Below are 26108 nucleotides of genomic sequence, written 5' to 3'. Positions count from 1 at the left end.
AGGACTCACGCATGCTTTTCCAGGTGGAAATGACCGTCAAGCTGCCGCCGTCGATGCCGGCCGAAGAGGCCGCCGCGATCAAGGCGCGCGAGAAGGCGTACGCCCAGGAGCTTCAGCACGCCGGCAAGTGGCGCCACCTGTGGCGGGTCGCCGGCAGCTACGCCAACGTCAGCATCTTCGACGTGCGCGACAACGCCGAGCTGCAGGAGATCGTCGCGGGCCTGCCGCTCTTCCCGTGGATGGAGATCGGCGTCAAGCCGCTGTGCCGCCATCCGTCCTCCATCCGCGACGACGACAGCTGAGCCACGACGCATCACGCCAGCCCCGTAGGGCAACCAACGACAACGAGGAATGACCCATGACCGTGAAGATCTTCGATACCACCGAGGTGCAGAACTTCCTGAAGGCCGTCTCCGGCTTCGACGAGCAGGGCGGCAGCCACCGCGCCAAGCAGATCATGCATCGCCTGCTCTCCGACCTGTACCGGCTGATCGACGACTTCGACGTCACCCCGGAGGAGTACTGGTCGACCATCAGCCTGCTCAATGCGCTGGGCGGCCAGACCCAGTTCGGCCTGCTCTCGCCGGGGCTCGGCTTCGACCACTACCTCGACATGCGCCAGGACGCCATCGACGCCGAGGCCAAGCGCAACGGCGGTACGCCGCGCACCATCGAGGGCCCGCTCTATGTCGCCGGTGCCCCCGAGGCCGAGGGCTTCGCGCGCATGGACGACGGCCAGGACCCGGACGGTGAAACCATGTGGCTGACCGGTCAGGTGCGTGACGTCGACGGCAAGCCGGTGGCCGGCGCCAAGGTCGAGATCTGGCACGCCGACTCCAAGGGCGGCTACTCCTTCTTCGACAAGACCCAGAGCGAATACAACCTGCGCCGCACCATCGTCACCGATGCGCAGGGCCGCTATACCGCGCGCAGCATCATCCCCTCCGGCTACGGCGTGCCGGAAGGCGCTCCCACCGACCAGGTGCTCAAGGCCCTGGGCCGCCACGGCCAGCGTCCGGCGCACATCCACTTCTTCATTTCCGCGCCGGGGCATCGCCACCTGACCACCCAGATCAACCTGGCCGGCGACCCCTACACCTTCGACGACTTCGCCTTCGCCACCCGTGAGGAGCTGGTCGTCCCGGCGAACCGCATCGAGGACCCGGCCGAGATCGCCCGGCGCGAACTGGACGGCCCGTTCTCCGAGGTGGTCTTCGATGTCGAGCTGGCGCGCACCGAGGCCCCCGAGCTGCAGGTTCGCCACAAGCGTCCGCGGGCCCTGGAAGACGCCGAGGATCAGGCCAGCCAGCTGGCCGGCACCGCCGAGGTCTGAGCGCCCGCCGCGTCCCGACCCCATCCCAATATGCAGCGCTCCCCCGCCGGCCCCGGGCCGGTGGGTAGGGGAGCCTCACGACCCAAGACAAGAGCAACGAGGAGTTGGAGCCATGACCGCACAGCTTGATCGTCTCGAGAAACGCGTCCGCGGCGCCGTCGTCGACGACCCCGAGAACGGCATCTTCCGCTGCCACCGCAGCATGTTCACCGACCCGGCCTTCTTCGAGCTGGAGATGAAGCACATCTTCGAAGGCAACTGGCTGTTCCTGGCCCACGAGAGCCAGATCGCCGAGCCGGGCGACTACATGACCGTCACCATGGGCCGCCAGCCGGTGATCATCACCCGCGACAAGCAGGGCGAGCTGCACGCGCTGATCAACGCCTGCGCCCACCGCGGCGCCACCCTGTGCCGCAAGAAGCGTGGCAACAAGGGCACTTTCACCTGCCCGTTCCACGGCTGGTCGTTCAAGAACGACGGCAAGCTGCTCAAGGCCAAGAACGAGAAGACCGGCGCCTACCCCGAGGGCTTCAAGCAGGAAGGCTCCCATGACCTCAAGCGCGTGGCGCGCTTCGAGAGCTATCGCGGCTTCCTGTTCGGCAGCCTGAGTGCCGACGTCGCCCCGCTCACTGAGTACCTCGGCGAGACCACCAAGATCATCGACAACATCGTCGACCAGGCGCCGGAGGGCATCGAGATCCTGCGCGGCACCTCCTCCTACACCTTCAACGGCAACTGGAAGCTGGGCGCCGAGAACGGGGCCGACGGCTACCACGTCAGCACCGTGCACTGGAACTACGCCTCGACCATGGAGCGGCGCAACTACGATGCTGGCGGCACCAAGGCGGTGGACGCCAACGGCTGGTCGAAGAGCATGGGCGGCTTCTACTCCTATGAGAACGGCCACATGATGCTGTGGACGCGCCTGCTCAACCCCGAGGTGCGCCCGGTCTACGCCCAGCGCGAGCGCATCGAGCAGGAGCTCGGCGAGGCGCGCGCCGACTCCATCGTCAACCAAACCCGCAATCTCTGCCTCTACCCCAACGTCTACCTGATGGACCAATTCTCCACCCAGATCCGCGTGATCCGGCCTATCGCCGTGGACAAGAGCGAGGTCACCATCTACTGCTTCGCGCCCAAGGGCGAATCGGCCGAGAACCGCGCCCTGCGCATCCGCCAGTATGAGGACTTCTTCAACGTCAGCGGCATGGGCACGCCGGACGACCTGGAGGAGTTCCGCGCCTGCCAGAACGGCTACGCCGGCCTCGACGCCGAGTGGAACGATCTCTCCCGCGGTGCCAGGCAGTGGATCGAGGGCGCTGACGACAACGCCCGCGCCATCGACATGAAGCCGCTGCTCAGCGGCGCCTCGCCCGAGGACGAGGGTCTCTACGTGATGCATCACAAGCACTGGGTCGAAGAGATGCTGCGCGCCATCGAGAAAGAGCGCAGCCAGTTCATTGCCACCGCGTCGGCCTGAGGGAGGGCACCGTCATGACTTATCTCGATATTCAGGCCTTTGTCTATCGCGAGGCCCGGCTGCTCGACGACCGCCAGTGGGACGAGTGGCTGACCTGCTACCACAAGGACGCGGTGTTCTGGATGCCGGCCTGGGACGACGACGACCGGCTGACCGAGGACCCGCAGAGCGAGATCTCGCTGATCTACTACCCCAACCGCGAGGGGCTCGAGGACCGCGTCTACCGCATCAAGACCGAGCGCTCCGGGGCGACCAGCATCCCCGAGCCGCGCACCACCCACCAGGTCTCCAACCTGGAGGTGCTCTCGCAGGAGGGCGACACGGTCGAGCTGCGCTTCAACTGGCACACCCTGAGCCACCGCTACCAGCAGACCAACGCCTACTTCGGCACGTCGTTCTACACCCTGGACGTGTCCGGCGACGCGCCGCTGATCACCTACAAGAAGGTGGTGCTGAACAACGACTACATCCACCAGGTCATCGACGTCTACCACGTCTGAGCGACCGCGATCCCGGTGGGAGGAGACGAGCATGAGCTACACCATAGCCCTCAACTTCGAAGACGGCGTGACCCGCTTCATCAGCTGCAAGGAAGGCGAGACGGTGCTCGACGCCGCCTATCGCCACAAGGTCAATCTGCCGATGGACTGCTCCGACGGTGTCTGCGGCACCTGCAAGGGCACCTGCGAGCAGGGTGCGTTCGACCTGGGCGACGAGTACCTCGACGAGGCGCTCTCCGACGAGGAGGCCGCCGAAGGCAAGGTGCTGACCTGCCAGATGGTGCCGTCGTCGGACTGCGTGGTGCAGGTGCCGGTAGCCTCGACCCTGTGCAAGACCGGCGTCGGCGAGTTCCCCGGCCGGGTCGCCGAAGTCGAGCGCCTCTCCGAGGACAGCTTCGAGCTCGTTGTCGATCTCGACGAAGGCGAGGGGCTCACTTTCCTGCCGGGGCAGTACGTCAACATCCAGGTGCCGGGCAGCGACGAGACCCGCTCCTACTCGTTCAGCTCGCTGCCCGGCGAGCGCCGCGCGACCTTCCTCATCCGCAACGTGCCGAATGGCCTGATGAGCGGCTACCTGACCGGGGCGGCCAAGCCCGAGGACGACCTGACCCTGACCGGGCCGATGGGCAGCTTCTACCTGCGCGAGGTCGAGCGCCCCGTGCTGATGCTGGCCGGCGGCACCGGGCTGGCGCCGTTCCTCTCCATGCTGCGCCAGCTGCAGGCGCGCGGCTGCGACCAGCCGGTGCGCCTGCTCTACGGCGTGAACGTCGACGACCACCTGGTCAAGCTCGACGAGCTCGACGCCTTCGTTGAGGCGCTGCCCGACTTCGCCTACACCACGGTGGTGGCCGACGCGGCCAGCGCGCACCCTCGCAAGGGCTACGTGACCCACCACATGGCCCCCGAGCTGCTCCACGACGGCGAGGTCGACGTCTACCTGTGCGGGCCGCCGCCGATGGTGGATGCGGTACTCACCCACTTCCGCGAGCAGGGCATCTCGCCGGCCAGCTTCCACTACGAGAAGTTCACCCCGAGCCTGGCGCCGGAAGAGGCGAAGAAGGAGGCGGTGGCATGAGCGCCCGATTCCAGGACCAGACGATGGTGATCACCGGCGCCGCCCAGGGCATCGGCCGGCGCGTCGCCGAGCGCGCCGGGGCCGAGGGCGCCCGGCTGGCGCTGGTGGATCGTTCCGACCTTATCCATGAAGTGGTGGCGGGACTGTGCGAGCAGGGCGTCGAGGCCATTGCGCTGCAGGCCGACCTGGAGACCTGGCAGGGTGCCGAGGAAGTGATGCGTAGGACCGTCGAGCACTACGGATGTCTCGACATCCTGATCAACAACGTGGGGGGAGCGATCAACTTCAAACCCTTCACCGAGTTCACCGAAAGCCAGATCTCGGCCGAGATTACCCGTTCGCTGATGCCCACCCTGTGGTGCTGTCGTGCGGCGCTGCCCCCCATGGTGGAGCAGGGTGGTGGCGTCATCGTCAACGTGTCGTCAGCGGCGACTCGCGGTATCCACCGGATTCCTTACTCGGCGGCCAAGGGGGGCGTCAACGCCTTGACCGCTTCCCTGGCCTTCGAATATGCCGAGCATGGCATTCGCGTGGTGGCCACCGCCCCCGGCGGGACCGAGGCGCCACCCCGGCGGATCTCGCGCGGTACTCCCGAGCCACGCAACGAGCAGGAGCAAGCCTGGTTCCAGGCCCACATCGACCAGACCAAGAACAGCTGTCTGATGGGGCGCTACGGCACCCTGGACGAGATGGCGGCCCCGATCCTGTTCCTGGCCTCCCGCGACGCCAGCTACATCACCGGCAGCGTGGTGCCGGTGGCGGGAGGTGACAGCGGCTGACCGGCCGCACGCGACACGTTCACTACTCGCACCAACACTTCAATCATAAAAAAACCCCTGGAGCACAACGTGAAACATATCGAGAAGGGCGCCGGACTCGCCACGGCGCCACGCGACTTCCTCCGTGACCTCAACGCCGACAACCTGAGTGCCGGCGTGGTGGCCGGGATCTTCGGCCTCAGCGCCGGCGTCATCCACATCAGCGCCGGCACCGCGGCGGGGCTCCCCCAGGAGTTCACCCTGCTGTGGGTGATCAGCTACCTGATGATCAACGGCCTGTTCGGGCTGTTCCTGCCGGCTTACTACCGGCTGCCGCTGCCGATGGCCAACTCGATTCCCGGCGCGCTGCTGTTCGCCGCCGTCATTCCCCTGGTGGGCCTCAACGAGGCGCTGGGCGCCACGCTGATCGCGGGCGCCATCGCGCTGGTGGTGGGCCTGGCGGGGTGGATGAGCCTGGTCATGCGCTTGATTCCGATGCCCATCGTGATGGGCATGGTGGCGGGCATCCTGCTCAAGTTCGGCACCAACATGGTGATGCCGCTGCAGAATGCCTTGGTGCCGGCGACGATCATGATCCTCTCCTTCTTCTTCGCCGCGCGCTACCTGCGCCGGGTGCCGCCGCTGGTGGTCACGCTGCTGGTGGGCGTCGGCTACATGGCGCTCTCCGGCGCCGATTTCTCGAGCGTGACGTTCTCCTTCAAGCTGCCCGAGTTCATCATGCCGGCCTTCACCCTGGAGGCCTTCCTGGCCTATGGCCTGCCGCTGGCACTGATTCTCGTCGGCATGGAGACGCCCGCCGGGGTGGGGCTGGTCAAGGGCATGGGCTACAAGAGCGCACCGGCCAACGCGATCACCGCGCTGGGGGGCTTCGGCACCATGGTCTCGGCCTTCTTCAACCTGCACAGCACCTGCATCGCCGCGCCGATGACCGGGATCTGCTCGGGGCCGGAGGCCGGCAGCCACGACAAGCGCTGGGTGGCGGCGGTGATCGTCGGCATCATCTTCGTCACGGCGGCGCCCTTCTACGGCTTCGTGTTCAGCCTGATCGAGGCGATGCCGAGCTACTTCATCGCCATCGTCGCCGGGCTGGCGCTGCTGCGGGTGATCAGCTCGGCCATGCACATGACCTTCTCCGGCAAGCATGAGGTGGGGGCGATGTTCTCCTTCCTGATCGCCGTCTCGGGGATCCAGATCCTTGGCATCGGCTCCTCCTTCTGGGCACTGGTGCTGGGGGCGGGCCTCTCCATGCTGGTGGAATTCCGCGACTTCGACTTCTCCCGCGAGTCTCGCGGCTCGCAGGGGGAGACCGCCACGGCGCGCTAGCGGGCGGTCAGACCTTCCTCCGTTGGCCCGTGGTCGATCCCTCGCTACGGGCCTTTTTTATCCGTTCGAAATCCCCTCTTTCTGCCATGCGAGGTGAAACATGTCATTGCGCCAGGACTGGTCGCTGTCGGCCGTGACGGCCGGCTTCGTGGCGGTGCTGATCTCCTACGCCGGCCCGCTGGCGATCTTCTTCCAGGCCGCCCAGAGCGCGGATATCTCCCCCCCGATGATGAGCTCCTGGGTGTGGGCGATCTCCATCGGCGCCGCGGTGTCGGGCATCGGCCTGAGCCTGTGGCTCAGGGTGCCGGTGGTTACCGCCTGGTCGGCGCCGGGCACGGCGCTGCTGGTCACGCTGTTTCCCGAGCTGTCGCTGAACGAGGCCGTGGGCGCTTATCTCACCGCGGCGCTGATCGTCTTCGTGGTCGGCGTGAGCGGCGCCTTCGACCGCATCGTCGCGCTGATCCCGCCCGGCATCGCCGCGGCGATGATGGCCGGCATCCTGTTCCAGTTCGGCGTCGGCGTGTTCACCTCGCTGGAGGAGGCACCGCTGCTGGCGCTGGGCATGCTCGCCGCCTACCTGGGGTTCAAGCGGCTCTTCCCGCGCTACTTTCTGGTGCTGTTGCTGCTGGTCGGGATCGTGCTGGCGGTGGGGCTGGAGGGCGCCAGCCTGGCGGGTGTCTCGTGGCGGCTGGCGTCGCCCGAGCCGATTCGCCCCGAGTGGACGCTGGGCGCGACCCTGAGCCTGGCGCTGCCGCTGGCGCTGGTCAGCCTTACCGGCCAGTTCCTGCCGGGCATGGCGATCCTGCGCGGCGCCGGCTACGACACCCAGGCCCGGCCGATCCTCACCGTCACCAGCCTGGTATCGCTGCCGATGGCGCTGTTCGGCGGCATCACCACGGTAGTGGCGGCCATCACCGCGGCGCTGTGCACCGGCAAGGCGGCCCACCCCGACCCCGGCAAACGCTACGTGGCCGGCGTGGCCAATGGTCTCTTCTACCTGCTCGGCGCGCTGTTCTCGGGCAGCATCGTGCTGCTGTTCACCTCGCTGCCGGTGACCTTCGTCGCCCTGCTGGCGGGGCTGGCGCTGATCGGCGCCATCGCCGGCAACCTCAGCGCGGCGGCCGCCGAGAAGGAGCATCTCGAGGCCTCGATCATCACCTTCCTGGCCACCGCCTCGGGCATGAGCCTGTTCGGCCTGGGCTCGGCCTTCTGGGGCGTGGCGATCGGCGGCGCGGCCTACCTGGTGCTGCACCGGCCCCTGGCGTTGCCGGTACGGCGGGCGGCGGCTGCCGCCGAGGAGAAGCCGTGATCGAGCCGTGATTGCCCCGCATGAGAAATTCGGCCAATGTCGAGGCATGACCGCCGGCTATCGGCCTGACACCTCCGCACGTGCGTGGCGCCTATGCTTGATCGAGCTGCTGCCGAGTACTCGGCGTGGAACCCCGGCCTCGAGGCCGACCTGCCCAGGCGCTACCGGCCCCTGGAGACCATTCATCGCACGGCCAACGTCTCTTCCGACCTGGCCGAGATCCCCGAGCTGCGGGTGCTCACCGGGCTCGAGGAGGAGGAGCTGGTCGCGTTCCGCGCCGAGCGCCTGGTGCTGCACGAGCTGATCGTGCGGGTCACCGCCGACATCCTGGTGCACGAGGGCGAACAGGAAGAGGTGCTGGGGCACAACTTCCGCCGCATCGTGCTCAGGATCCTGGCCGACTACCTCACTCCCCAGCTGCCGGCGTTCCAGCAGGCATTCGACCGACTCTGCGCGTCGATACGGGGCAGGGCGGAGGAGATCCTGGCGGAGGCCTTCGCCCCGGAACCGGAGGCGGGTGATCCCGAACCCGTCTCCTTGCTGGCGCGTTGGCTGGGCAGGCGGCCTGCCCAGCCGCGGCCACCGGATCGCCGCTCGCTGGAGGAGCGCCACCACGATGCCATCCAGGCCATCAAGCAGAGGGGGCTGGCGGCCCAGGACGAGCTGGAGCAGGCCGTCTACAAGAGCGCCTATCGGGTGCTGAGTTCGATTGCCGCGGCCCAGGGCCATATCGGGATGGACCGCGAGGTGCTGGCGCGCTTGATCACCCGGCATGCCGGCAACGACTACGGCAGCCGCCTGATCGGCCAGCTGGTGGCACCGCACGTCGAGCGGGCCATCGAGCAGGAGGGCTACGATCGGGTGCCGCTTGCCGACGAGCCGATCCTGGTCAGCCTCAAGGGCGCCTCGGCGGCCGGCAAGAGCTCCCTGCGCCACCTGCTGAGACATACGCTGCAGGACCTGGGCCTGCCACCGGATCGGTACGGCACCATCACTCCCGATATCTGGCGCCGCCTGCTGCTCGACTATGAGGCGCTAGGGGAAGCCTACAAGTATGCCGGCCGCCTGGCGGGCAAGGAGGTCAAGCTGATCGATGCCAAGCTCGATCGCTACATCCGCGACAAGGCGCAGCGGGATCGCACCATTCCCCATCTGCTGATCGACCGCTTTCGCTTCGACAGCTTCTCGTCGGAGACGGTGCCGCAATTGCTGGATGGCACCTATGCCAAGTATGTCTCCACCATGCACATGTACTTCGTCATCACCCCGCCGGAGGCCACGGTGGAGAGGGGCTGGCAGCGGGGGCTGGAGCGCGGGCGCTACAAGGCGGTGTCGGACTTCCTGGGACACTGCGTGGAGGCCTACGACGGCATGCCCAGGGTGTTCTTCAAGTGGCTGGACAGCCCGCGACCGCGCTTCAAGTACGTGTTTCTCGACAACAGCGTGCCCAGGCATACCCCGCCCGAGGTCATCGCCCACGGCACCCGTGAGGTACTCCACATCCTGGACCCGCTGGGCCTGGTCGACATCGAGCGCTACAAGAAGATCAACACCGCGGCGACGTGCCCGGCGGAGGTCTATCCCGGCGGCGACGTGCTTGCGGTGGCCAACAACTGCACCTTCCTCAAGCAGTGCCTCGCCAGGGTATCGGAGGTCCGCTTCGTCGACGCCACGAGCGGCAAGACCTACCTGCGCGCCGGCTCGGGCCGTTTCGCGGTGGAGGACGCCGAATTGCTGCAGGCCAGGCGCCAGGAGGCGGAACTCGCCGAGCTGTTTGCCGCGCTGGGGGTGCCGGATTGACGGGCCCTAATCGGCCATCCCGGCGGGCGCGTCGAAGCTCTCGACCAGCGCGATCAGGTTGTCGAGCGCCGGCGAGTCGTTGTCCGGTCGCCAGGCGAACCACAGCGGCATGGCGCAGGCATCGAGCTCCGGCAGGCTCACGAAACGAATGCCGGGCATGGGGTGGCAGCTGCTGGCCGCCGGCAGGATGGCGATGCCCAGCCCTGCGGCCACCATGCTGAGGATGGCGATATTGTCCGCGCCGTACTGCACGACCCGGGGGTGAAAGTCGAGGCGCTGGAAGTGGGCCTGGATGCGGTCGAAGTAGATCGGTGAGGCGCTGCGGAAGCCCCACACGAAGTCGGCATCGGCCAGCTCGGGGAGTGTTGCCGGCGGCTTGCATGCCCAACGCGAGGCTTCCGGCACGGCGAGGATCAGGTGGTCGTGCTGCAGCAGGCGGGTCTCGAGCCCCGGCGGGCCGCTTTCATCGAGGTAGAGAATGCCGGCATCCAGGCTACCTTCCCGCAGCCGATCCAGCTGCGGCCCCGAGAGCAGCGGGAAGACCTCGAAGGCCACCTGTGGATAGCGGTCGCGATAGCGTCCGAGCAGTCCTGCCACCTCAGGCACCCACAGGTGCGTCACCGTCACGCCCAGGCTGACTTTGCCGATTACGCCCTGTCCAAGCGCAGAGAGGCGCGCCCTGAGCCGAGTGCGCCGGTCGAGCAGTTCCTGCGCTTCCTCGTAGAGTGCCTGGCCGGCTACCGTCAGGCGCATGCCCCGGGCATGGCGATCGAATAGGCGCGTCTCGAGATCTTCCTCCAGCAGACGGATCTGGCGGGTCAGCGCAGGTTGGGCGACATGCACCCGGCGGCTCGCCGCCGAAATCGAGCCTTCTTCCACCACGGCGACGAAATAATGGAGCTGACGGAATTCCATGGGCGGGCTCCAGTAAGCTCATACCAAAACGATATGGCTGGGATTCACTATCGATATTTTTTCTATCGCTTGGCCTGGCCCATAGTCAAGGTACAACCCATAACAAGACTCGCTGCGGCGAGCTGGACGATCCCATGACCAAGACCTACCAACGCCTGACGGGCCTGCACTTCTCATTGTGTACCCTGGCCATGATCTGGCCCGGCGCCCTGATTGCCAATCGCATCGAGCCCACCGTGCTGGGGCTTCCTTTCCTGTTCTTCTGGTATGCCCTGTGGATGCTGGTGCTGTTCGCCGGCATGTGGGTGGCTTTCGTGGTGCGCCATGGAGGGAACCGCCATGACTGATTCCCTGATCGTGGTCGGTATCACCCTGGCCTATCTCGCCATGGTGCTGTGGGTGGGGCTGCGGGCGCGCGGCCAGTCGGATTCCAGCCTGGAGGGCTACGTGGCCGGCGGTCGACACGTCGGCGTGGTGATCCTGTTCTTCATCCTCGGGGCCGAGATCTTTTCCGCCTTTGCCTTCCTCGGCGCGCCGGGCTGGGCCTACCAGCACGGTTCGCCGGCCTTCTACATCCTCGCCTACCTGGCGCTGATTCCGATCACCATATGGGCGCTGGGGCCGCGGGTGGCGGAGCTCGGCCGTGAAAAGGGCTACCTGACCCAGGGTGACATGATCGCCGACCACTACCGGAGCAAGTCGCTGGGCATGCTCGCAGGGGGGATCGGTGTTCTGGCCCTGGTGCCCTACCTGACCATCCAGATCGCCGGGGCCGGCCTTCTGTTCCAGGCCGCCACCGGCGGACTGATCCCCTTCTGGCTCGGCGCCCTGCTGGCCTTCGTGGTAGTGGCGGCCTACGTGTTCTGCAGCGGTCTGAGCGGCATCGGTTGGACCAACCTGGTTCAGGGCATCATGATGATCGCCATCGCCTGGTTCCTGGGGCTGGCGATTCCGGAGCGCCTCTATGGCGGGGTGGGTGAGATGTTTGCCCAGCTACAGCAGGCGGCGCCGGAGTACCTCACCATGCCGGGGGCCACCGGTATGCACTGGGGCTATTTCAGCACGGCGGTGCTGGTGAGCGCCTTCGGTGGTGCCATGTGGCCGCATTTGTTCATGAAGTTCTATTCCGCCGACAGCGGCCGGACGCTGCGCAAGGTCAGCGTCTTCTACCCGCTCTACGCCTACCTGCTGGTGCCTCTTCTGTTCATCGGCTTCGCCGGCATCCTGGTGTTTGCCGACGAGCCGTTGACACGTGCCGACACCGTGCTGCTGCGCATGGTCATCGACGTGGCCGACTTCTCGCCCTGGGTCATCGGCCTGATGCTCTCCGGCGCGCTGGCGGCGGCGATGTCCACCGGTGCCAATCTGGCGCATACCGCCGCCATCGTGCTGGTGCGCGACGTGCTGGGGCCCACCGTGATGAAACATGCCAGCGAGCACACCACGGTGAGCGTGACGCGCTGGAGCGTGCTGGGCCTGTCGCTGGTCGCCTACCTGTTCGCCCTGGCCAACCCCGCCTCGCTGGTGCTGCTGCTGCTCGGCGCCTACGGGCTGATCGTGCAGCTCTTCCCGATGGTCATCGGCGCGCTGTTCCTGCCGAGCCTGCGCCGTGCCAGCGTGATGGCCGGCGCCCTGGCGGGAAGCGTGGCCTACCTGCTGATGGAGTTCGCCTGGAGCTCGCCGCTGGGCTGGCATGCCGGCGTCTGGGCCATGCTGCTCAACGTGGGCGTGGTGGCGGCATGGCAGGGGCTCGGCCACGCCTCGCGCAATGGCCACCCAGTGTCCAGCACCCCCAGTCACTAACCGCCAGGAGGCCATGATGACGACGTTAACCCCCGATCGAGATCTCAAGGGCGCCGTGCGCGCCCAGGTGGAGGCCGGCTTCGAGGAGTTCCAGGCGCTCTATCGGCAGTTGCATCAGTACCCAGAACTGCCTTTCCAGGAGCACCGCACCGGCGAGCGACTCGCGACCGCCCTCGAGGGGCTGGGCTATGAAGTGACGCGTGGTGTCGGCGGCACCGGCGTGGTGGCGCTGCTGCGCAACGGTGAGGGGCCCACCGTGATGCTGCGTGGCGACATGGACGCACTGCCCATCCGGGAGGAGACTGGACTGGAGTTCGCCAGCCGGGAAACCGCCACCACGGAGGGGGGCGATGCCGTCCCGCTGATGCACGCCTGCGGCCATGACCTGCACAGCAGCTGCCTGGTCGGTGCCGCCGGCGTGATGGCGGCGCTCAGGGAGCACTGGCGCGGTACCCTGATGCTGGTCTGCCAGCCCGCCGAGGAGATCTTTGGCGGCGCCAGGGCCATGCTCGACGACGGCCTTTATGCGCGCTTCGCCCGCCCCGACGTGATCCTGGGGCAGCACAACATGCCGGCCCTGGCGGGAACGGTCGGGCATATCACCGGCAGCGCCATGGCGGCGTGCACCAACCTGGCGGTGACCCTGCACGGCGCCGGCGGCCACGGTTCCATGCCCGCCCAGACGGTGGACCCGGTGGTGATCGCCGCCCACGTGGTGACCCGCCTGCAGACCATCGTCGCCCGCGAGGTGCCGCCCGAGGAGACGGTGGTGGTCACGGTCGGCAAGCTGCATGCCGGCACCCAGGCCAACATCATCCCGCACTCCGCGGAGCTCGAGATCAATATCCGCAGCTTTGATGACGCCCTGCACCGCCAGGTGGTAGCCGCCATCGAGCGCATCGTGCGCGCCGAGTGCGAGGCCGGGCGCTCGCCGCAGCCGCCGACGTTCCGCGTGCTCAACGAGACCATCGCCATGCACAACGACCCGACGGCGGTGGCCCATGTACGCCAGGCCCATGCGCAACACTTCGGCGAAGCGTGCCTCTATGTGATGCCGCGTCTGAACGGCAGCGAGGACTTCCCGCTCTTCGGCAATGCCGACGCCGGCGGATTCGGCGGCGGCGACATCCCTTACGTTTACTGGTTCATCGGCGCCACGCCGGAGGATCGCTGGCAATCGACACCGGGGACCAGCGTGGGGGAGAAGATGCGCCACCTGGAGATGCCTCACTCGCCCTACTACTTTCCCGGCAACGGGAAAACCCTCAGGACCGGGATCGAGGCCATGGTGGCAGGCGCACTTTCCTACTTGGGAGACTGAGTTACCAGCCAGTCAGTAGGCGTCGCGACACCATGGGCCCGCACTCGGCGAGCCCATGGTGTGTGGCTGTGAGATGGCGCCCTGTCCCGCTCAAAGCACCCCCTTGGCCTTGGCGGTATGCGTGGCGATGGCATCCATCAGCGGCGGCGAGAGGCAGTCGTAGGGCGGCAGGCCCAGCTCCTGCAGCCGCGCACGGACGTTGCCCATGTTCTCCGGGTCGGCGCCGGACTCGATGATCGACGAGACGAAGGCGGCGAACTCGGGGCCGGCCCAGCCCTCGTCGTAGGAGAGCTCGGTGTGAATGAAGTCGAGCCCGTGGAAAGGATGCCCGGTGTTCTCGATACGGCCGTACATGTGTACGCCGCACTCCTTGCAGGCATGACGCTGGATGGCGGCGGCCGGATCGACCACTTCGAGCTTCTCCTCGTGAGCGGTGACCCGCAGCTTGTCGCGGGGCACTACGGCCACCATCGAGAACAGCGCGCCTTCGGGCTTCCAGCACTTGGTGCAGCCGCACACATGGTTGTGGGCACACTGGGCGTCGACCGTCACCTCGACCTGATTGCTGCTGCAGTGGCAGTAGAGCTTGCCGCCGGTGAAACTCTCGCTGCCGCGCTTGACGCCGTCGTCGACGGCGGGATGGATGTGAACGCTGTGGTGGCTCATGGTGGATCGACTCCCCTGTGTCGTCGTTGTCGAGGGGCTTGCTGCCGCGGGAGGCGGCGTACGGGATGCGCTCGTTGCCGAGGTGGTTCTCGTTCCACTGCCAGACGCGGCCTTCGGTGGGGCGGGCTTGCCGCCGAACCAGCGCTGGATCATGTCCATCAGGCTCATGAGTGCCTCCTTGCCCTTGGGCATTGTTATCATTGGCACAGCTTGGGACGTGTATCGCTTCTCTCCTGGCTTCTGACGCCTGCGCCGTTGTCCTTGGCGCGGCGCCTGTCATGGGCGCGGCACCGGGCGCCTGTCATGGGCGCGGCACCGGGCGCCTGTTAATAGTGCAGCACCGTACGAATGCTCTTGCCCGCATGCAGCAGCTCGAACGCCTCGTTGATCTGCTCGAACGGCATGTCGTGGGTGATGAACTCGTCGATCTTGATCTCGCCGTCCATGTAGCGCTGCACGTAGCCGGGCAGCTCGCTGCGCCCCTTCACCCCGCCGAACGCCGAGCCGCGCCACACCCGGCCCGTCACCAGCTGGAACGGCCGCGTCGAGATCTCCTCGCCGGCCCCGGCCACGCCGATGATCACCGACTCGCCCCAGCCCTTGTGGCAGCACTCCAGCGCCGAGCGCATCACGTTGACGTTGCCGATGCACTCGAAGGAGTAGTCGACCCCGCCGTCGGTCAGGTCGACGATCACCTGCTGGATCGGGTCGGCGTGCTCCTTGGGATTGACGAAGTCGGTGGCGCCGAACTGCTTGGCCAGCGCGAACTTGTCGGGGTTGACGTCGATGGCGATGATGCGGCTGGCCTTGGCCATCTGGGCGCCCTGGATCACCGCCAGGCCGATGGCGCCGAGGCCGAACACGGCGACGGTGGAACCCGGCTCGACCTTGGCGGTGTTGAGCACCGCGCCGATGCCGGTGGTCACCCCGCAGCCGAGCAGGCAGATCTTGTCCAGCGGTGCCTCCTTGGAGACCTTGGCCAGCGAGACCTCGGGCAGCACGGTGTACTCGCTGAAGGTCGAGCAGCCCATGTAGTGGTGCAGCATCTGGCCGTCGAGCGAGAAGCGCGAGGTGCCGTCGGGCATCAGCCCCTGGCCCTGGGTGGCGCGCACCGCCTGGCACAGGTTGGTCTTGCCCGAGCGGCAGAACTTGCACTCGCCGCACTCGGCGGTGTAGAGCGGGATGACGTGATCGCCGGGCTGGACGCTGGTGACGCCCGGCCCCACCGCCTCGACGATGCCGGCCCCCTCGTGGCCCAGCACCGAGGGGAACAGCCCCTCCGGGTCGGCGCCCGACAGCGTGAAGGCGTCGGTGTGGCAGACGCTGGTCGCGGCGATGCGCACCAGCACCTCCCCGGCCTTGGGATCCTGGACATCGATTTCGGTGAGCTCGAGGGGCTGGCCCGCGGCCATGGCAACGGCGGCGCGTGATTTCATGACGGGTCTCCCTGGGTTGTTGTCGTGGGCCGCATGAGGCCGTGAAAGGGTCGACGCTGCTGTCAGTCTAGGTGAGCCGGAACGAACGGATTGTGACGTGGCGACACAACAGAGTTGCCCATTGGCAACATTCGAGGGGAAGCGCCGGGCTCACTGGGGGGTGTGGAGCCACCAGCGCTGCACCAGGCGGCCCGCGGCGAGGTCGCTCGCCAGGGAGAGAAGCGCCTCGGCGGGGAGCGAGGCTAGCGCCTGCGCCTCGGCCTCCCAGGGCAGCGGCTGCCAGGGCAGCGGCGGAGGGCTCAGGGAGGCCTGGCGGCGCAGCGCCTGCCACAGCTGGGCGATGGCTTCGGCCTGCGTCTCGGGGCGGCCGGCGTGGGCGAGCAGGCCGCGCCTGCGACGCTCCATCTCCGCTGCGGTGAGGCGCGCCAGCGCCTCGCCCTGCCGGGTCAGGAAGTCGGCAATGGCCTGACGCAACGCACCCGGCTCGGTGTGCGGGGATTGCACCACGTAGCCCAGCCGCGGGAAGCCCGAGGCTTCGCGATAGCGCACCACTGCCACGTAACCCAGGCCGCGCTGCTGGCGCATCTCGTGATGGAAGGCGGCATCGTGGCACTGCGCCAGCAGGCGCAGCAGCCATCGGCTGCGCGGCGAGTCGTCGGGGCCGGCGACTTCCAGCATCGCGACGTGGTCGCCGCCCTGGGGCGGTAGCTGCAGGGTGTCGTCGCTCGCTTCTTGGGGCGACGGCTCGGCCGCCTCTGGCGGGCCCGCCGACAGACGTTCGGCGAGGCGGTGCATCATCGCCTCGGTCGCCCCGCTGTCGCCATGGCCGCTCAACCAGCCCAGCACCGGCATCGCGTCGGCGCGTGCCACCTGCAGCGTCGAGGCTTCGAGCAGGGTCAGCAGGCGCTGGGCCAGCAGGCCCGTGGGTTGATCGTCCGCGCGCGGGCTCGCCCGCTCCGGCCAGCAGGCCACGGCCAGCTCCACCAGGGCGTCGAGGCGCTCGGCCGTGCCCGTGGCGATCAGCCAGTCGCCGCGGACATCTCCCGCACAATGAATGCGCATGCCCTGGCTGGCGGCGGCCTGACGCAGCGGCAGAAGGTTCCGCCGCCACTGGGCCAGCCGGGCGGCCTGGTGCGCCGCGGGTGCGGGCCAGCCCAGGCAGAGGCTGGCCGCCGGGGCGTCCGCCAGGCGTATCGGCTCACCGCACCACAGGCTGAGCCGTTCGTCATGGCGCGGCCGGCGCGGGGCCGGGTCGCCGGTATCCGGGCCGAGCGGGCGCACGTTGAGCGCAGGCGGTGCCCGCCAGGGCAGCGGCGCGTTCTCGCTCGGCGGTGGTTGGATGCGCCAGGCGGTGCCGGTTTCCACCAGCGTCGACCAGCGGTGCGGTGTGGCGGGAGACTGCCACAGCAGCCGGCACTGCCCGGGCGCCAGCCAGGCCCGCGGCGGCTCGACAGGGGTGTCGGCCGCAGCGCGGGTGAGATCGTGGCCGGCAGCCAACTGGACGCCGTGCCGCCGGGGCCAGGCGTCGAGGTCCGCGGTCGCTGCGGGCGGGGTGGGCAGTGGTGTCGCCAGCGCGTGCTCCATCGCGCTGCGACAGGCGCTCAGCATCGCCTGCACCGACTCCAGGTCGGGCGCCGGCGCCAGGCGCAGGGCCAGTGCACGGCCCATCCCCTCCGGCGTGAGCGTGACCGCGAGTCGGTCGAGCTCGATGGCGGCCTGCAGGGTGGCGGCGAGGCGGCCGTCGGCCAGCCGGGCCGTCACGGCCGCGAGCCAGTCGGCATGGGCGGCCGTCTCCTCGGGCAGTGGCCAGATGAGTTCGAGCGACGAGGCGCCGGCCTTGGGCGCGGGGGTATGCCAGGCCACGCCGCCGGGCGGGCCCCAACGCCAGGCCCGCTGTGGCGGCGGCGTGTCGCCCGGCGGTAGCGCTGCGCCATGCCGCGTGAGCAGATCCAGCTGTGCTTCGAGCGGCAGCGGGCCCAGCATTACCAGCGCCATGCGCTCGGCATGGAAGTGGCGGCGGTGGAAGTCGGTGAGCCGGCCGACTAGTCGGGGCATGTCGTCGTCGAGGGTATCGCGATGGCCGGCGTGGCAGAGCCGGGCGGGATGCCCCTCGCGGCAGAGCCGGCCGAGGGCCGCCAGCCGGTGCAGCATCGGGTCGGCCAGCCGGGCGTGGAATTCGGCATCGATCACCGCCACCTCATGCGCGATGCGATCGGGATCGAAGCGTGGGCGGGCCAGCATGTCCACCAGTCGGGCCAGCCCCTCGTCGGCATCGCCGGGCGACAGGTGCAGGTGGATGTCGGTCGCGGTCTCGTCGGTGCGGGCGTTGTAGCGACCGCCGCGCTCGCCGATCCAGCCGGCCAGTTCGCCTGCCCGGGGAAACCCCGTCGAGCCCAGGAACAGGGCATGCTCGAGCAGGTGCGCCAGGCCGCGGCAGTCGTCGGGTTCGTCCAGATAGCCCACGTCCACCACACCCACCAGGCGCTGCTGGCGAGCGTCGGGCACTTCGGCGGCGGCGATCGCCAAGCCGTTGGCCAGGCGGGCCTCGTGCAGCCGGCTGCCCGGCGACAGCCCCGCGCGCCGGGCAGCCTCGTCGTCGGGTATGGGGAATGGGGCGTTCATGCGCGGCAGAACACCCGTGACTCGTGCACGTTGCGCGGGGTCAGGCCGGTAACGGAGCGCTCGCCGGCCTCGGCCTGATGGCGGGCGGCCTCGATCCGGTGGTGCTCCGGCGACAGCGAACAGACCGGGTCGGTGGCGGCGGCGTCACCGGTGAGCAGGTAGGCCTGGCAGCGGCAGCCGCCGACGTCCCGGTGGCGCTCGTCGCAGCGGCGGCACGGCTCGCGCATCCAGCCATCGCCGCGGTAGCGGTTGAAGGCCTCGCTGTCGTACCAGATCTCGCGCAGCGGCCGCTCGCGCACGTTGGGAAAGGTCATCGGCAGTATCCGTGCGCTGTGGCACGGCAGCACCGCGCCGTCGGGCGCCACGGTCATGAAGATCGCCCCCCAGCCGCCCATGCACGCCTTGGGACGGTCGTTGTAGTAGTCGGGCACCACGAACAGCAGGCGCATGTCGCGCCCCTGCGCCGCCAGCCGCTCGCGCCAGCGCGCGGTGGTGGCCTCGGCCGTTTCGAGCTGCTCGCGGCTCGGCAGCAGCCCCTCGCGATTGAGCTGCGCCCAGCCGTACATCTGGCAGTTGGCCAGCTCCACGGCGTCGGCACCCAGCTCGTCGCACAGGGCGATGATGGCGTCGAGCTCGTCGATGTTGTGACGATGCAGCACCACGTTGAGCACCATCGGGTAACCGGCGGCCTTGACCGCGCGGGCCATGGCGAGTTTCCTGGCGTGGGCCTTGGGCGAGCCGGCCACCGCCGCGGCGACGTCCGGGTCGGAGGCCTGCAGGCTGATCTGGATATGGTCGAGGCCGGCCGCGTGCAGCGCCGCGATGCGCGCCTCGTCGAGCCCCAGCCCGGAGGTGATCAGGTTGGTATAGAAGCCGAGCCGGCGCGCCTCGGCCACCAGGGTCTCGAGGTCCTGGCGCACCAGCGGCTCGCCGCCGGAGAAGCCCATCTGCACCGCGCCCATGGCGCGGGCCTGGGCCAGCACGTCCAGCCACTCCTCGGTGGCGAGCTCCTCCTTCACCGCGGCGAAGTCGAGCGGATTGGAGCAGTAGGCGCACTGCAGCGGGCAGCGGTAGGTCAGCTCGGCGAGCAGCCACAGCGGGGCGCCGGTGGCACCGTTGACGGCAGCGGTGTGGGTACGGTCAGTCATGTTGGATCCACCCTTGTCGTGCGGCGTCGAGCAGGAAGTCGTGCACGTCCCGTTCGATCTCCGCGGCGGGGGCATCGGCAAACCGGGCCTGCAGGTTCGCCACCACGTCGGCCACGTCGCGCCGGCCGTCGAGCTGGGCCAGGATGGCCCCGGCGCTGTCGTTGAGCTGCACCATGCCCTCGGGATAGAGCAGCACGTGGCGGCCCTGGGCCTGTTCCCACTGCAGGCGCCAGCCGGGGCGCAGGCGATAGACGCTGGTCGAGTCGATCATAGCCATCAAAGCCCCCGGTGGTAAACGCGCTGGTCGGTCACGCTGTGATAGGGCGGGCGCCCGAGCTGGTAGGCCAGGGTCATGGCGTCGAGCATGCTCCACAGCACATCGAGCTTGAACTGCAGGATCTCCAGGGCGCGCTGCTGGGCGGCGGCGGTGGTGCACACCGCCAGCGCCACCTCCAGGCCATGATCGACGTCGCGTCGGGCCTCCTTGAGGCGCTTGCGGAAGTAGCCGTAACCGGCCTCGTCGATCCAGGGGTAGTGACCCGGCCAGGTGTCGAGCCGGCTCTGGTGCGCCTGGGGGGCGAACAGCTCGGTCAGCGACGAGATCGCCGCCTCCTGCCAGCTCGCCCGGCGCACGAAGTTGACGTAGGCGTCGACGGCGAAGCGCACGCCGGGCAGCACGTGCTCCTGGGCCCACAGTTCATCGCGGGTCAGCCCGACCGCCTCGCCCAGGGTCAGCCATGCCTCGATGCCGCCGGCGTCGTCATCGCGACCGTCGTGGTCGAGCAGGCGCTGGATCCAGCGGCGGCGGGTGGCGGCATCGGGGCAGTTGGCCAGCAGCGCGGCATCCTTCTGCGGGATCATCACCTGGTAGTAGAAGCGGTTGGCGACCCAGCCGCGGATCTGTTCCGGCGTGGCGCGCCCCTCGGCCATGTCGACCTGGTAGGGGTGATGGATGTGGTAGTAGGCCCCCTTGGCCAGCAGGGCGTCGCGGAAGGCCTCGGCAGAGAGGGGCGGGGGGGCGAGTTCGCTCGTCGAGGCAGCGAAAGGGGATGCGATGGAACTCATGAGGCGCTTCCTTCCCTTGCGTGGCGGAGTGATCGTTATCGTTGTGACGTCGGAGTCAGGGGTCGGTTCATATCTCCAGGCGCATGCCGTCGAAGGCGACCTCGATGCCGGTCTCATCCAGTACGGCCCGCTCCGGCGAACGCTCGTCGAGGAGCGGGTTGGTGTTGTTGATGTGGATCAGCACTCGGCGAGTCGACCGGGGCAGTTCCCCCAGCGCCTCCAGCAAGCCACCGCTGCCCGCCAGCGCCAGGTGGCCCATGTCGGTGCCGGTGGCCTGTCCCACGCCGGCACGGATCAGCTCGTCGTCGTGCCACAGGGTGCCGTCGACCAGTACGCAGTTGGCCTGGCGCAGGAAACCGCGCACCCGCTCGTCGAGCCGGCCGAGCCCGGGGGCGTAGAACAGCCGCGTGCCGCGCGCGCGGTCCTCGATCAGCAGGCCGATGTTGTCGCCCGGTGTGGGGGCGCCGCGGCGTGGCGAGTAGGGCGGTGCGTTGCTGGTCAGCGCCACGGCGGTAAAGGCTAGACCGGGGCAGGCCGGGACTTCGAACTCGGCCTCCTGATGGGCCTCGTCGATGGCGATGGGACGCCAGGCCAGGCCGCCCCAGTGCTCCAGCATGGTGAACAGAGGAAAGCCGCTGCTCAGGTCCTGGTGCACGTTGGGCGTGCACCACACGTCGAAGGGACAGCCCTCGCGCAGCGACAAGAGGCCGGTGGCGTGATCGATCTGGGCATCCACCAGCAGCACGCCGCTGATACCGCTGTCGCGGGGGATCCGGCGCGGATGGAGTTCAGGGTTGGCGGCCAGCTGGGCGCGGATGTCGGGCGAGGCGTTGCACAGCAGCCAGCGCTCGCCGTCGCTGCTGATGGCGATCGACGATTGGGTGCGGGGTGTCGCGTCGATGCGGCCCTCGCGCAGGCCGCGGCACAGCGAGCAGTTGCAGTTCCACTGGGGAAAGCCGCCGCCGGCGGCCGCGCCCAGAACCAGTACGTGCATGCAGGGCTCCGTTGCCGGTGTAAACGAACGACGGCTGACGCCCGAGGAGAGCGTCAGCCGGTCGATGCTGCCTCATGCCCTGAGTTCAGCGGTTGGAGATGTACAGCGTGACTTCGAAACCGAGACGGAGATCGGTATACGCAGGCTTGGTCCACATAGGAGCCCCTCCACATTGGGGTGGATTTGATGGCATGCACTTCCAGTAAAGCAGCGAACGGCGCGACTGCCTTTCGACCTAAGTCGAATAAGTCCGGACGGAAGGGCGACGGAAACCCTTTGAAACGCCGCTGCGATGCGGCTTACCTGGCGAAGCGAAGGGATTGTTGCCAAGAGGCAATAGTCTTTTGAGCTTTAAGCGATGCCCAAATTACGCCTTTTTCCCTGTGGCCGCGGAAAGTTGTGCTAGACCTTCACAGTGTCAATAGCTGAAACACAACGATACAAGATGTGCCGTTTCCCCAGGCACACCTTCAGTGAGACGGAGACCACGCCATGCTTAGGGAGACAGGTTATGCAATTGCGGCCATGGGGTTGATGGCCATATCGGTGGCGCACGCCAACCAGAATCAACTCGAACTCCAGCAGAACCCGGAGTACTGGGCGACCCAACTGGGCAACTATCAGGGCAATCGCTTCAGTGAGCTGGACCAGATCAACCGCGACAACGTTGATGAGTTGCGCGCGGTCTGGCAGTTCTCCACCGGGGTGTTGCGCGGCCACGAGGGTGGCCCCCTCTATGTCGGCGACGGCCGCCTGTACATACACACCCCCTTCCCCAACAAGATTTTCGCCCTCGACCTGGAGGACGAGGGCCGGGTGATCTGGAGCTACGAGCCGGACCAGGACTCCCGTGTCATACCGGTGATGTGCTGCGACACGGTCAACCGCGGGTTGGCCTACGCCGATGGCCGCCTGTTCCTCGGCCAGGCCGACAACACCCTGATCGCGCTGGATGCCGAGACCGGCGAGCTGCTGTGGGACGTCAGCAACGGCGACCACACCGTCGGCGAGACCAACACGATGTCGCCGCTGGTGGTGCACGACAAGGTGTTGATCGGTGTCAGCGGCGGCGAGTACGGCATCCGCGGCCACCTCACCGCCTACGACGTCGAGACCGGCGAGCAGGTGTGGCGCGGCTACTCCACCGGGCCGGACGACGAGGTGCTGATCGATCCCGAGACCACCACCATGCTGGGCGAGCCGATCGGCGAGGCCGACCTCGGCGTTTCCACCTGGCCCGAGGGCGAGTGGGAGCGCGGCGGCGGCGCGCCCTGGGGCTGGATCACCTACGACCCCGAGCTCGACCTGATCTACTACGGCACCGGCAACCCGGGGACCTGGAACCCCGAGCAGCGTACCAAGGACGGCGAGCCGGCCGACAACAAGTGGGCCATCACCGTGTTCGCTCGTGATCCCAACGACGGCTCGGTCAAGTGGGTCTATCAGAAGGTGCCCTTCGACGAGTGGGACTACGACGGGGTCAACGAGAACCAGCTGATCGACGTCGAGATCGAGGGCGAGCAGCGCAAGGGGCTGGCGATCATCGACCGCACCGGCTTCGGCTTCCTGCTCGACCGCGAGACCGGCGAGCTGCTGGTGGCGGAGAAGTTCGCGCCCGAGACCAACTGGGCCGACGACTACGACATGGAGACCGGCCGACCCAACGTCAACGAGCAGTACAGCACCTACCGCCAGGGGGTGAACGTCAACACCACCGACATCTGCCCCACCGCCATGGGGGCCAAGAACATGCAGCCGAGCGCCTACTCGCCGCGCACCGGGCTGATCTATGCCGGCATCAACCGCATCTGCATGAACTATGAGCCCTTCGAGGCCGAGTACGTGGCCGGCCAGCCCTACGTGGGCGCGACGCTGACCATGATGCCGGCGCCGACCCAGAACGGCAGCATGGAAGGGCGCATGGGCAGCTTCATCGCCTGGGATCCGGTCGCCGGCGAGACCGTGTGGGAGATCGATGAACGCTTCGCCGTGTGGAGCGGGGCGCTGGCTACCGCCGGTGACCTGGCCTTCTACGGCACGCTGGAAGGGCACGTGAAGGCCGTCGACATCGAGAGCGGCGAGGAGCTGTGGCGCTTCAAGACCCCCTCCGGGATCATCGGCAACGTCAACACCTTCATGCACGAAGGCAAGCAGTACGTGGCTGTGCTCTCGGGGGTCGGCGGTTGGGCCGGCATCGGCCTGGCGGCCGGTCTGGAGAACCCCGAGGACGGGCTCGGCGCGGTGAGTGCCTTCTCTGCGCTGGGTGACTACACCAAGCTCGGCGGTGTGCTGACGGTGTTCGCGCTACCGGATTGAGTCGGTACATGATCGGGCGGGTATGGCGCTGCCATACCTGCCCAACCTCGTCTTTCCGGCGTCGTCGCTTACGGCGCGTCCGCTGTAGAAGGAAGACCTGCATGACGCTATTCGCACGTGCCCGCCACGGTATTCTTCCCACGTTCGCCGCCCTGCTGACGCTGGGGCTGGTCCAGGCCGGCCTGGCCGAGGAGCATCGCGTCACCGGCGAGGCGCCCGGGGCCTTCGTCGTCGAGGACGGCAAGGTCGACCCCGACACCTACGAGGGCTACCTCATCTACACCCGGGTATGCATGGCCTGCCACGGGCCGGATGGCCTGGGCTCCTCCTTTGCGCCCAACCTTGTTCGCGCCGTGGAGCGGCGTGGCTGGGAGAATTTCGCCGGCACCATCGCCTCGGGGCGTGAGGTTCAGCCCGGCCAGGTGATGCCCTCCTTTGCCGACGATCCCAACGTCATGGGCAATATTCCAAAGATATTCAGCTACCTGCGCGCACGCGGCGAGGGCGGTCTGGGGCGAGGTCGCCCCGAGATCATCGAATCGATGCAGGAGCCGGACGCGAAGAGCGACGCAAACGGCGTGGCAGGGGAGCAAGAGGCCGAGGCCGCCGAGGAAGCGAACGCCGAGTGAACGGGGCTCCGTTCGCCGTGTCATTTCCGCCAGCGGAGGATGCATGAGAGCTGCCTGCCGTCAAAGCGTGCGTACCGCGATGCTGATCCTGGGCCTGGTCGCTGCCAGTACCGCCGTCGCCGAACCCCCGGAACGCCAGGAGCGCGAGGCCCTGCGGGTCTGTGCCGATGGCAACAATCTCCCCTTCAGCAACCAGGCCGGCGAGGGCTTCGAGAATCGTATCGCCGAGATGATGGCAGAAGACCTGGGGGTGCCCCTGACCTACGTCTGGGCGCCCCAGGTGATGGGTTTCGTGCGCAACACCCTGGAGCTGCGCGTCTGCGACCTGATCATGGGCACGCCGGCCGGCTACGAGTTCGTGCAGAACACCAACCCCTACTACCGCTCGGTGTACTCCCTGGTGGTGCCCGAGGATTCCGAGCTCGACGTCACCCGCCTGAGCGACCCGGCCTTCGAGGGGCGGCGCATCGGCGTGGTGGCCGAGACCCCGCCGGCGGTGCCGCTGCGCCGCAGCGGGGCGCGGATACAAGGTTACCCGTTGATGGTCGATACCCGGGTGCGCGCACCGGTGCGCGACGCCATCGAGGACGTCGTCAGCGGCCATACCGACGGTGCCGTGCTGTGGGGGCCGCTGGCCGGCTACTACGCGGCCCGGCAGGACCCGCCGCTTGAGGTCATTCCGCTGGTCGACGACGACACGGGTGCCCAGCTCGACTACCGCATCACCATGGGCGTCAGGCACGGCGAGCCCCACTGGAAGGACTGGATCAACGACTTCATTGACCGCCACCAGGCGGAGATCGACGCCATCCTCGCCGACTACGGGGTGCCGCTGCTCGACCGGCGTGGCCGATTGATCGAAGCTGGCCAGGGAGAGGGTTCATGAGGGGAGCGCATCGTGTGTCCCTGCTGTCGCTGGGCGTCGCCGTGGGCCTGGCCCTGGCGGGGGTGGCCCCGGTCGAGGCCCAGCGCGCCGCGGCGGGGCCGCCCGATTGGCCCTGCGTGCAGCGTCTGATTCCCGAGCTGGCCTGGGGCACTCTGTGGACCGGGCCATCGCCGGACGAGCTGGAGCAGGCCTGGTGGGAGGATGAGGAGGTCGGCCGGGTCGCGCGCTTCGCCACCTCGCGCTCGACTCCGGTGGACCAGGCGCTGGCGCGGGTACGTGAGTTCGTCGAAACGCTGGACGAGGAGGCCGCGAATGACGAGGAGGTGGAGCGGCGCCTGACGCTGCTCTTCGCCGGCCTGTTCGAGCTCACCAACCGTGAGCGTCGGCGCACCATCGAAGGGATTCGCCGTGCCTCCCGCGCCCAGCTCGCACGCCTGGAGGCGATCTCGGACATGGTCGACGAGCTGGAGCAGCGCCGTGCCGAGGAGGGGACCGACGCAGCAGAGGCCGAGCGGCTCTCCGAGGCGCTGTTCTGGGAGCAGCGCACCTTCCAGCATCGCCAGCAGGCGCTGCCGGCCATGTGCGACCAGCCCTACCTGCTGGAAGAACGGCTGTCCCGCATGGTCCGGGAGATCATGGCGCACATGCCCGAGCCAGGTGGTGAGAACCCATGACAACGGCAGCAGCGCAGGCTGCCTGAGGAGCACG

General features: G+C 68.1%; 25 protein-coding genes. 16 read left to right on the top strand and 9 right to left on the bottom strand.

The window, feature by feature from the left end; all coding sequences use genetic code 11:
- Positions 1-11: 11 nt before the first annotated feature.
- The 9 genes from catC (at position 12) to I4484_RS18785 (ending at position 9599) form a co-directional block, all read left to right on the top strand.
- Complete coding sequence (gene catC, locus I4484_RS18825) at positions 12-302, top strand: muconolactone Delta-isomerase (protein WP_197448699.1); 291 nt, start codon at positions 12-14, stop codon at positions 300-302.
- Between the two features lie 56 nt (positions 303-358).
- Positions 359-1333 carry a catechol 1,2-dioxygenase gene (catA, locus tag I4484_RS18820; protein WP_197448698.1) on the top strand — a complete coding sequence of 325 codons (975 nt, stop codon included), beginning with the start codon at positions 359-361 and terminating at the stop codon, positions 1331-1333.
- A gap of 112 nt (positions 1334-1445) precedes the next feature.
- On the top strand, positions 1446-2813 hold the full coding sequence (locus I4484_RS18815; protein ID WP_197448697.1) for a Rieske 2Fe-2S domain-containing protein: 1368 nt from the start codon (positions 1446-1448) through the stop codon (positions 2811-2813).
- Positions 2814-2827: 14 nt separating this feature from the next.
- Positions 2828-3313: a benzoate 1,2-dioxygenase small subunit gene (gene benB / locus I4484_RS18810; protein ID WP_159554959.1), complete on the top strand. Its 486-nt coding sequence runs from the start codon at positions 2828-2830 to the stop codon at positions 3311-3313.
- Positions 3314-3344: 31 nt separating this feature from the next.
- A complete protein-coding gene (gene benC / locus I4484_RS18805) occupies positions 3345-4388 on the top strand; it encodes a benzoate 1,2-dioxygenase electron transfer component BenC (RefSeq protein ID WP_197448696.1) in 1044 nt (347 codons plus the stop codon).
- Positions 4385-5167 carry a benzoate diol dehydrogenase BenD gene (benD, locus tag I4484_RS18800; RefSeq protein ID WP_197448695.1) on the top strand — a complete coding sequence of 261 codons (783 nt, stop codon included), beginning with the start codon at positions 4385-4387 and terminating at the stop codon, positions 5165-5167. Before benC ends, benD begins: the two co-directional genes overlap by 4 nt.
- 69 nt (positions 5168-5236) lie before the next feature.
- Positions 5237-6490 carry a benzoate/H(+) symporter BenE family transporter gene (locus I4484_RS18795; RefSeq protein ID WP_197448694.1) on the top strand — a complete coding sequence of 418 codons (1254 nt, stop codon included), beginning with the start codon at positions 5237-5239 and terminating at the stop codon, positions 6488-6490.
- A gap of 100 nt (positions 6491-6590) precedes the next feature.
- Positions 6591-7799, top strand: a complete 1209-nt coding sequence (locus I4484_RS18790) for a benzoate/H(+) symporter BenE family transporter (protein WP_197448693.1) — start codon at positions 6591-6593, stop codon at positions 7797-7799.
- Between the two features lie 93 nt (positions 7800-7892).
- On the top strand, positions 7893-9599 hold the full coding sequence (locus I4484_RS18785) for a hypothetical protein (protein ID WP_197448692.1): 1707 nt from the start codon (positions 7893-7895) through the stop codon (positions 9597-9599).
- Between the two features lie 6 nt (positions 9600-9605).
- Here the strand turns inward: I4484_RS18785 and I4484_RS18780 are convergent, their stop codons facing one another.
- Positions 9606-10514 (bottom strand): LysR family transcriptional regulator, encoded by a 909-nt coding sequence (locus I4484_RS18780; RefSeq protein ID WP_197448691.1) that lies wholly within the window; start codon positions 10512-10514, stop codon positions 9606-9608.
- 134 nt (positions 10515-10648) lie between these two features.
- Between I4484_RS18780 and I4484_RS18775 the strand changes: the two genes are divergently transcribed.
- The 3 genes from I4484_RS18775 to I4484_RS18765 are packed head-to-tail and all read left to right on the top strand — an operon-like array spanning position 10649 to position 13638.
- A complete protein-coding gene (locus tag I4484_RS18775) occupies positions 10649-10861 on the top strand; it encodes a hypothetical protein (RefSeq protein WP_197448690.1) in 213 nt (70 codons plus the stop codon).
- Positions 10854-12317, top strand: coding sequence for a sodium:solute symporter (locus tag I4484_RS18770; protein ID WP_197448689.1), 1464 nt, complete (start codon positions 10854-10856; stop codon positions 12315-12317). The genes I4484_RS18775 and I4484_RS18770 overlap by 8 nt, the downstream gene beginning before the upstream one ends.
- A gap of 16 nt (positions 12318-12333) precedes the next feature.
- Positions 12334-13638 carry an amidohydrolase gene (locus I4484_RS18765; protein ID WP_197448688.1) on the top strand — a complete coding sequence of 435 codons (1305 nt, stop codon included), beginning with the start codon at positions 12334-12336 and terminating at the stop codon, positions 13636-13638.
- A 90-nt stretch (positions 13639-13728) separates the two neighbouring features.
- On the opposite strand, the gene gfa is transcribed toward I4484_RS18765, so the two are convergent.
- From gfa to pqqA, 8 genes are all read right to left on the bottom strand, one after another.
- Positions 13729-14304 carry an S-(hydroxymethyl)glutathione synthase gene (gene gfa / locus I4484_RS18760; RefSeq protein WP_197448687.1) on the bottom strand — a complete coding sequence of 192 codons (576 nt, stop codon included), beginning with the start codon at positions 14302-14304 and terminating at the stop codon, positions 13729-13731.
- Positions 14305-14630: 326 nt separating this feature from the next.
- Positions 14631-15740, bottom strand: a complete 1110-nt coding sequence (locus I4484_RS18755) for an S-(hydroxymethyl)glutathione dehydrogenase/class III alcohol dehydrogenase (RefSeq protein ID WP_197448686.1) — start codon at positions 15738-15740, stop codon at positions 14631-14633.
- A gap of 150 nt (positions 15741-15890) precedes the next feature.
- Positions 15891-18362 (bottom strand): insulinase family protein, encoded by a 2472-nt coding sequence (locus I4484_RS18750; RefSeq protein WP_197448685.1) that lies wholly within the window; start codon positions 18360-18362, stop codon positions 15891-15893.
- Entirely contained in the window at positions 18359-19510 is a 1152-nt protein-coding gene (gene pqqE / locus I4484_RS18745) for a pyrroloquinoline quinone biosynthesis protein PqqE (protein WP_197448684.1), read from the bottom strand. Before pqqE ends, I4484_RS18750 begins: the two co-directional genes overlap by 4 nt.
- Positions 19503-19787 (bottom strand): pyrroloquinoline quinone biosynthesis peptide chaperone PqqD, encoded by a 285-nt coding sequence (gene pqqD / locus I4484_RS18740; protein ID WP_197448683.1) that lies wholly within the window; start codon positions 19785-19787, stop codon positions 19503-19505. Before pqqD ends, pqqE begins: the two co-directional genes overlap by 8 nt.
- The gene (pqqC, locus tag I4484_RS18735; protein WP_197448682.1) at positions 19787-20575 is read right to left on the bottom strand and encodes a pyrroloquinoline-quinone synthase PqqC; all 789 of its coding nucleotides are present in this window, start codon (positions 20573-20575) and stop codon (positions 19787-19789) included. Before pqqC ends, pqqD begins: the two co-directional genes overlap by 1 nt.
- A 67-nt stretch (positions 20576-20642) precedes the next feature.
- Complete coding sequence (gene pqqB / locus I4484_RS18730; protein WP_197448681.1) at positions 20643-21569, bottom strand: pyrroloquinoline quinone biosynthesis protein PqqB; 927 nt, start codon at positions 21567-21569, stop codon at positions 20643-20645.
- Between the two features lie 85 nt (positions 21570-21654).
- Complete coding sequence (pqqA, locus tag I4484_RS18725) at positions 21655-21726, bottom strand: pyrroloquinoline quinone precursor peptide PqqA (protein ID WP_081786101.1); 72 nt, start codon at positions 21724-21726, stop codon at positions 21655-21657.
- Positions 21727-22061: 335 nt separating this feature from the next.
- Here pqqA and I4484_RS18720 point away from each other — a divergent pair, with 335 nt between their 5' ends.
- The 4 genes from I4484_RS18720 (at position 22062) to I4484_RS18705 (ending at position 26074) form a co-directional block, all read left to right on the top strand.
- On the top strand, positions 22062-23885 hold the full coding sequence (locus I4484_RS18720; protein WP_197448680.1) for a methanol/ethanol family PQQ-dependent dehydrogenase: 1824 nt from the start codon (positions 22062-22064) through the stop codon (positions 23883-23885).
- A 101-nt stretch (positions 23886-23986) separates the two neighbouring features.
- Positions 23987-24514, top strand: a complete 528-nt coding sequence (locus I4484_RS18715; RefSeq protein WP_197448679.1) for a c-type cytochrome — start codon at positions 23987-23989, stop codon at positions 24512-24514.
- A 43-nt stretch (positions 24515-24557) separates the two neighbouring features.
- Positions 24558-25400 carry a substrate-binding domain-containing protein gene (locus tag I4484_RS18710; protein ID WP_197448678.1) on the top strand — a complete coding sequence of 281 codons (843 nt, stop codon included), beginning with the start codon at positions 24558-24560 and terminating at the stop codon, positions 25398-25400.
- Complete coding sequence (locus tag I4484_RS18705) at positions 25397-26074, top strand: hypothetical protein (RefSeq protein ID WP_197448677.1); 678 nt, start codon at positions 25397-25399, stop codon at positions 26072-26074. Before I4484_RS18710 ends, I4484_RS18705 begins: the two co-directional genes overlap by 4 nt.
- Positions 26075-26108 lie beyond the last annotated feature (34 nt).

Origin of the sequence: Halomonas sp. SS10-MC5 (genome assembly GCF_015992245.1) — a bacterium.
Taxonomy (GTDB): domain Bacteria; phylum Pseudomonadota; class Gammaproteobacteria; order Pseudomonadales; family Halomonadaceae; genus Halomonas; species Halomonas sulfidoxydans.
Note: the sequence above shows the minus strand (reverse complement) of the source record. Positions and strands in the feature narration are given on the sequence as shown.

Excerpts from the sequence above, each read along its gene's own strand:
- I4484_RS18750 (WP_197448685.1), bottom strand. The coding sequence starts at position 18,362 with ATGAACGCCCCATTCCCCATACCCGACGACGAGGCTGCCCGGCGCGCG.
- I4484_RS18770 (WP_197448689.1), top strand. The coding sequence starts at position 10,854 with ATGACTGATTCCCTGATCGTGGTCGGTATCACCCTGGCCTATCTCGCC.
- I4484_RS18710 (WP_197448678.1), top strand. The coding sequence starts at position 24,558 with ATGAGAGCTGCCTGCCGTCAAAGCGTGCGTACCGCGATGCTGATCCTG.
- I4484_RS18765 (WP_197448688.1), top strand. The coding sequence starts at position 12,334 with ATGACGACGTTAACCCCCGATCGAGATCTCAAGGGCGCCGTGCGCGCC.
- benC (WP_197448696.1), top strand. The coding sequence starts at position 3,345 with ATGAGCTACACCATAGCCCTCAACTTCGAAGACGGCGTGACCCGCTTC.
- pqqB (WP_197448681.1), bottom strand. The coding sequence starts at position 21,569 with ATGCACGTACTGGTTCTGGGCGCGGCCGCCGGCGGCGGCTTTCCCCAG.
- I4484_RS18715 (WP_197448679.1), top strand. The coding sequence starts at position 23,987 with ATGACGCTATTCGCACGTGCCCGCCACGGTATTCTTCCCACGTTCGCC.
- I4484_RS18705 (WP_197448677.1), top strand. The coding sequence starts at position 25,397 with ATGAGGGGAGCGCATCGTGTGTCCCTGCTGTCGCTGGGCGTCGCCGTG.
- I4484_RS18785 (WP_197448692.1), top strand. The coding sequence starts at position 7,893 with ATGCTTGATCGAGCTGCTGCCGAGTACTCGGCGTGGAACCCCGGCCTC.
- benB (WP_159554959.1), top strand. The coding sequence starts at position 2,828 with ATGACTTATCTCGATATTCAGGCCTTTGTCTATCGCGAGGCCCGGCTG.
- pqqD (WP_197448683.1), bottom strand. The coding sequence starts at position 19,787 with ATGGCTATGATCGACTCGACCAGCGTCTATCGCCTGCGCCCCGGCTGG.
- I4484_RS18780 (WP_197448691.1), bottom strand. The coding sequence starts at position 10,514 with ATGGAATTCCGTCAGCTCCATTATTTCGTCGCCGTGGTGGAAGAAGGC.
- gfa (WP_197448687.1), bottom strand. The coding sequence starts at position 14,304 with ATGAGCCACCACAGCGTTCACATCCATCCCGCCGTCGACGACGGCGTC.
- I4484_RS18815 (WP_197448697.1), top strand. The coding sequence starts at position 1,446 with ATGACCGCACAGCTTGATCGTCTCGAGAAACGCGTCCGCGGCGCCGTC.
- pqqE (WP_197448684.1), bottom strand. The coding sequence starts at position 19,510 with ATGACTGACCGTACCCACACCGCTGCCGTCAACGGTGCCACCGGCGCC.
- I4484_RS18790 (WP_197448693.1), top strand. The coding sequence starts at position 6,591 with ATGTCATTGCGCCAGGACTGGTCGCTGTCGGCCGTGACGGCCGGCTTC.
- I4484_RS18720 (WP_197448680.1), top strand. The coding sequence starts at position 22,062 with ATGCTTAGGGAGACAGGTTATGCAATTGCGGCCATGGGGTTGATGGCC.
- I4484_RS18775 (WP_197448690.1), top strand. The coding sequence starts at position 10,649 with ATGACCAAGACCTACCAACGCCTGACGGGCCTGCACTTCTCATTGTGT.
- pqqC (WP_197448682.1), bottom strand. The coding sequence starts at position 20,575 with ATGAGTTCCATCGCATCCCCTTTCGCTGCCTCGACGAGCGAACTCGCC.
- catA (WP_197448698.1), top strand. The coding sequence starts at position 359 with ATGACCGTGAAGATCTTCGATACCACCGAGGTGCAGAACTTCCTGAAG.
- I4484_RS18755 (WP_197448686.1), bottom strand. The coding sequence starts at position 15,740 with ATGAAATCACGCGCCGCCGTTGCCATGGCCGCGGGCCAGCCCCTCGAG.
- catC (WP_197448699.1), top strand. The coding sequence starts at position 12 with ATGCTTTTCCAGGTGGAAATGACCGTCAAGCTGCCGCCGTCGATGCCG.
- benD (WP_197448695.1), top strand. The coding sequence starts at position 4,385 with ATGAGCGCCCGATTCCAGGACCAGACGATGGTGATCACCGGCGCCGCC.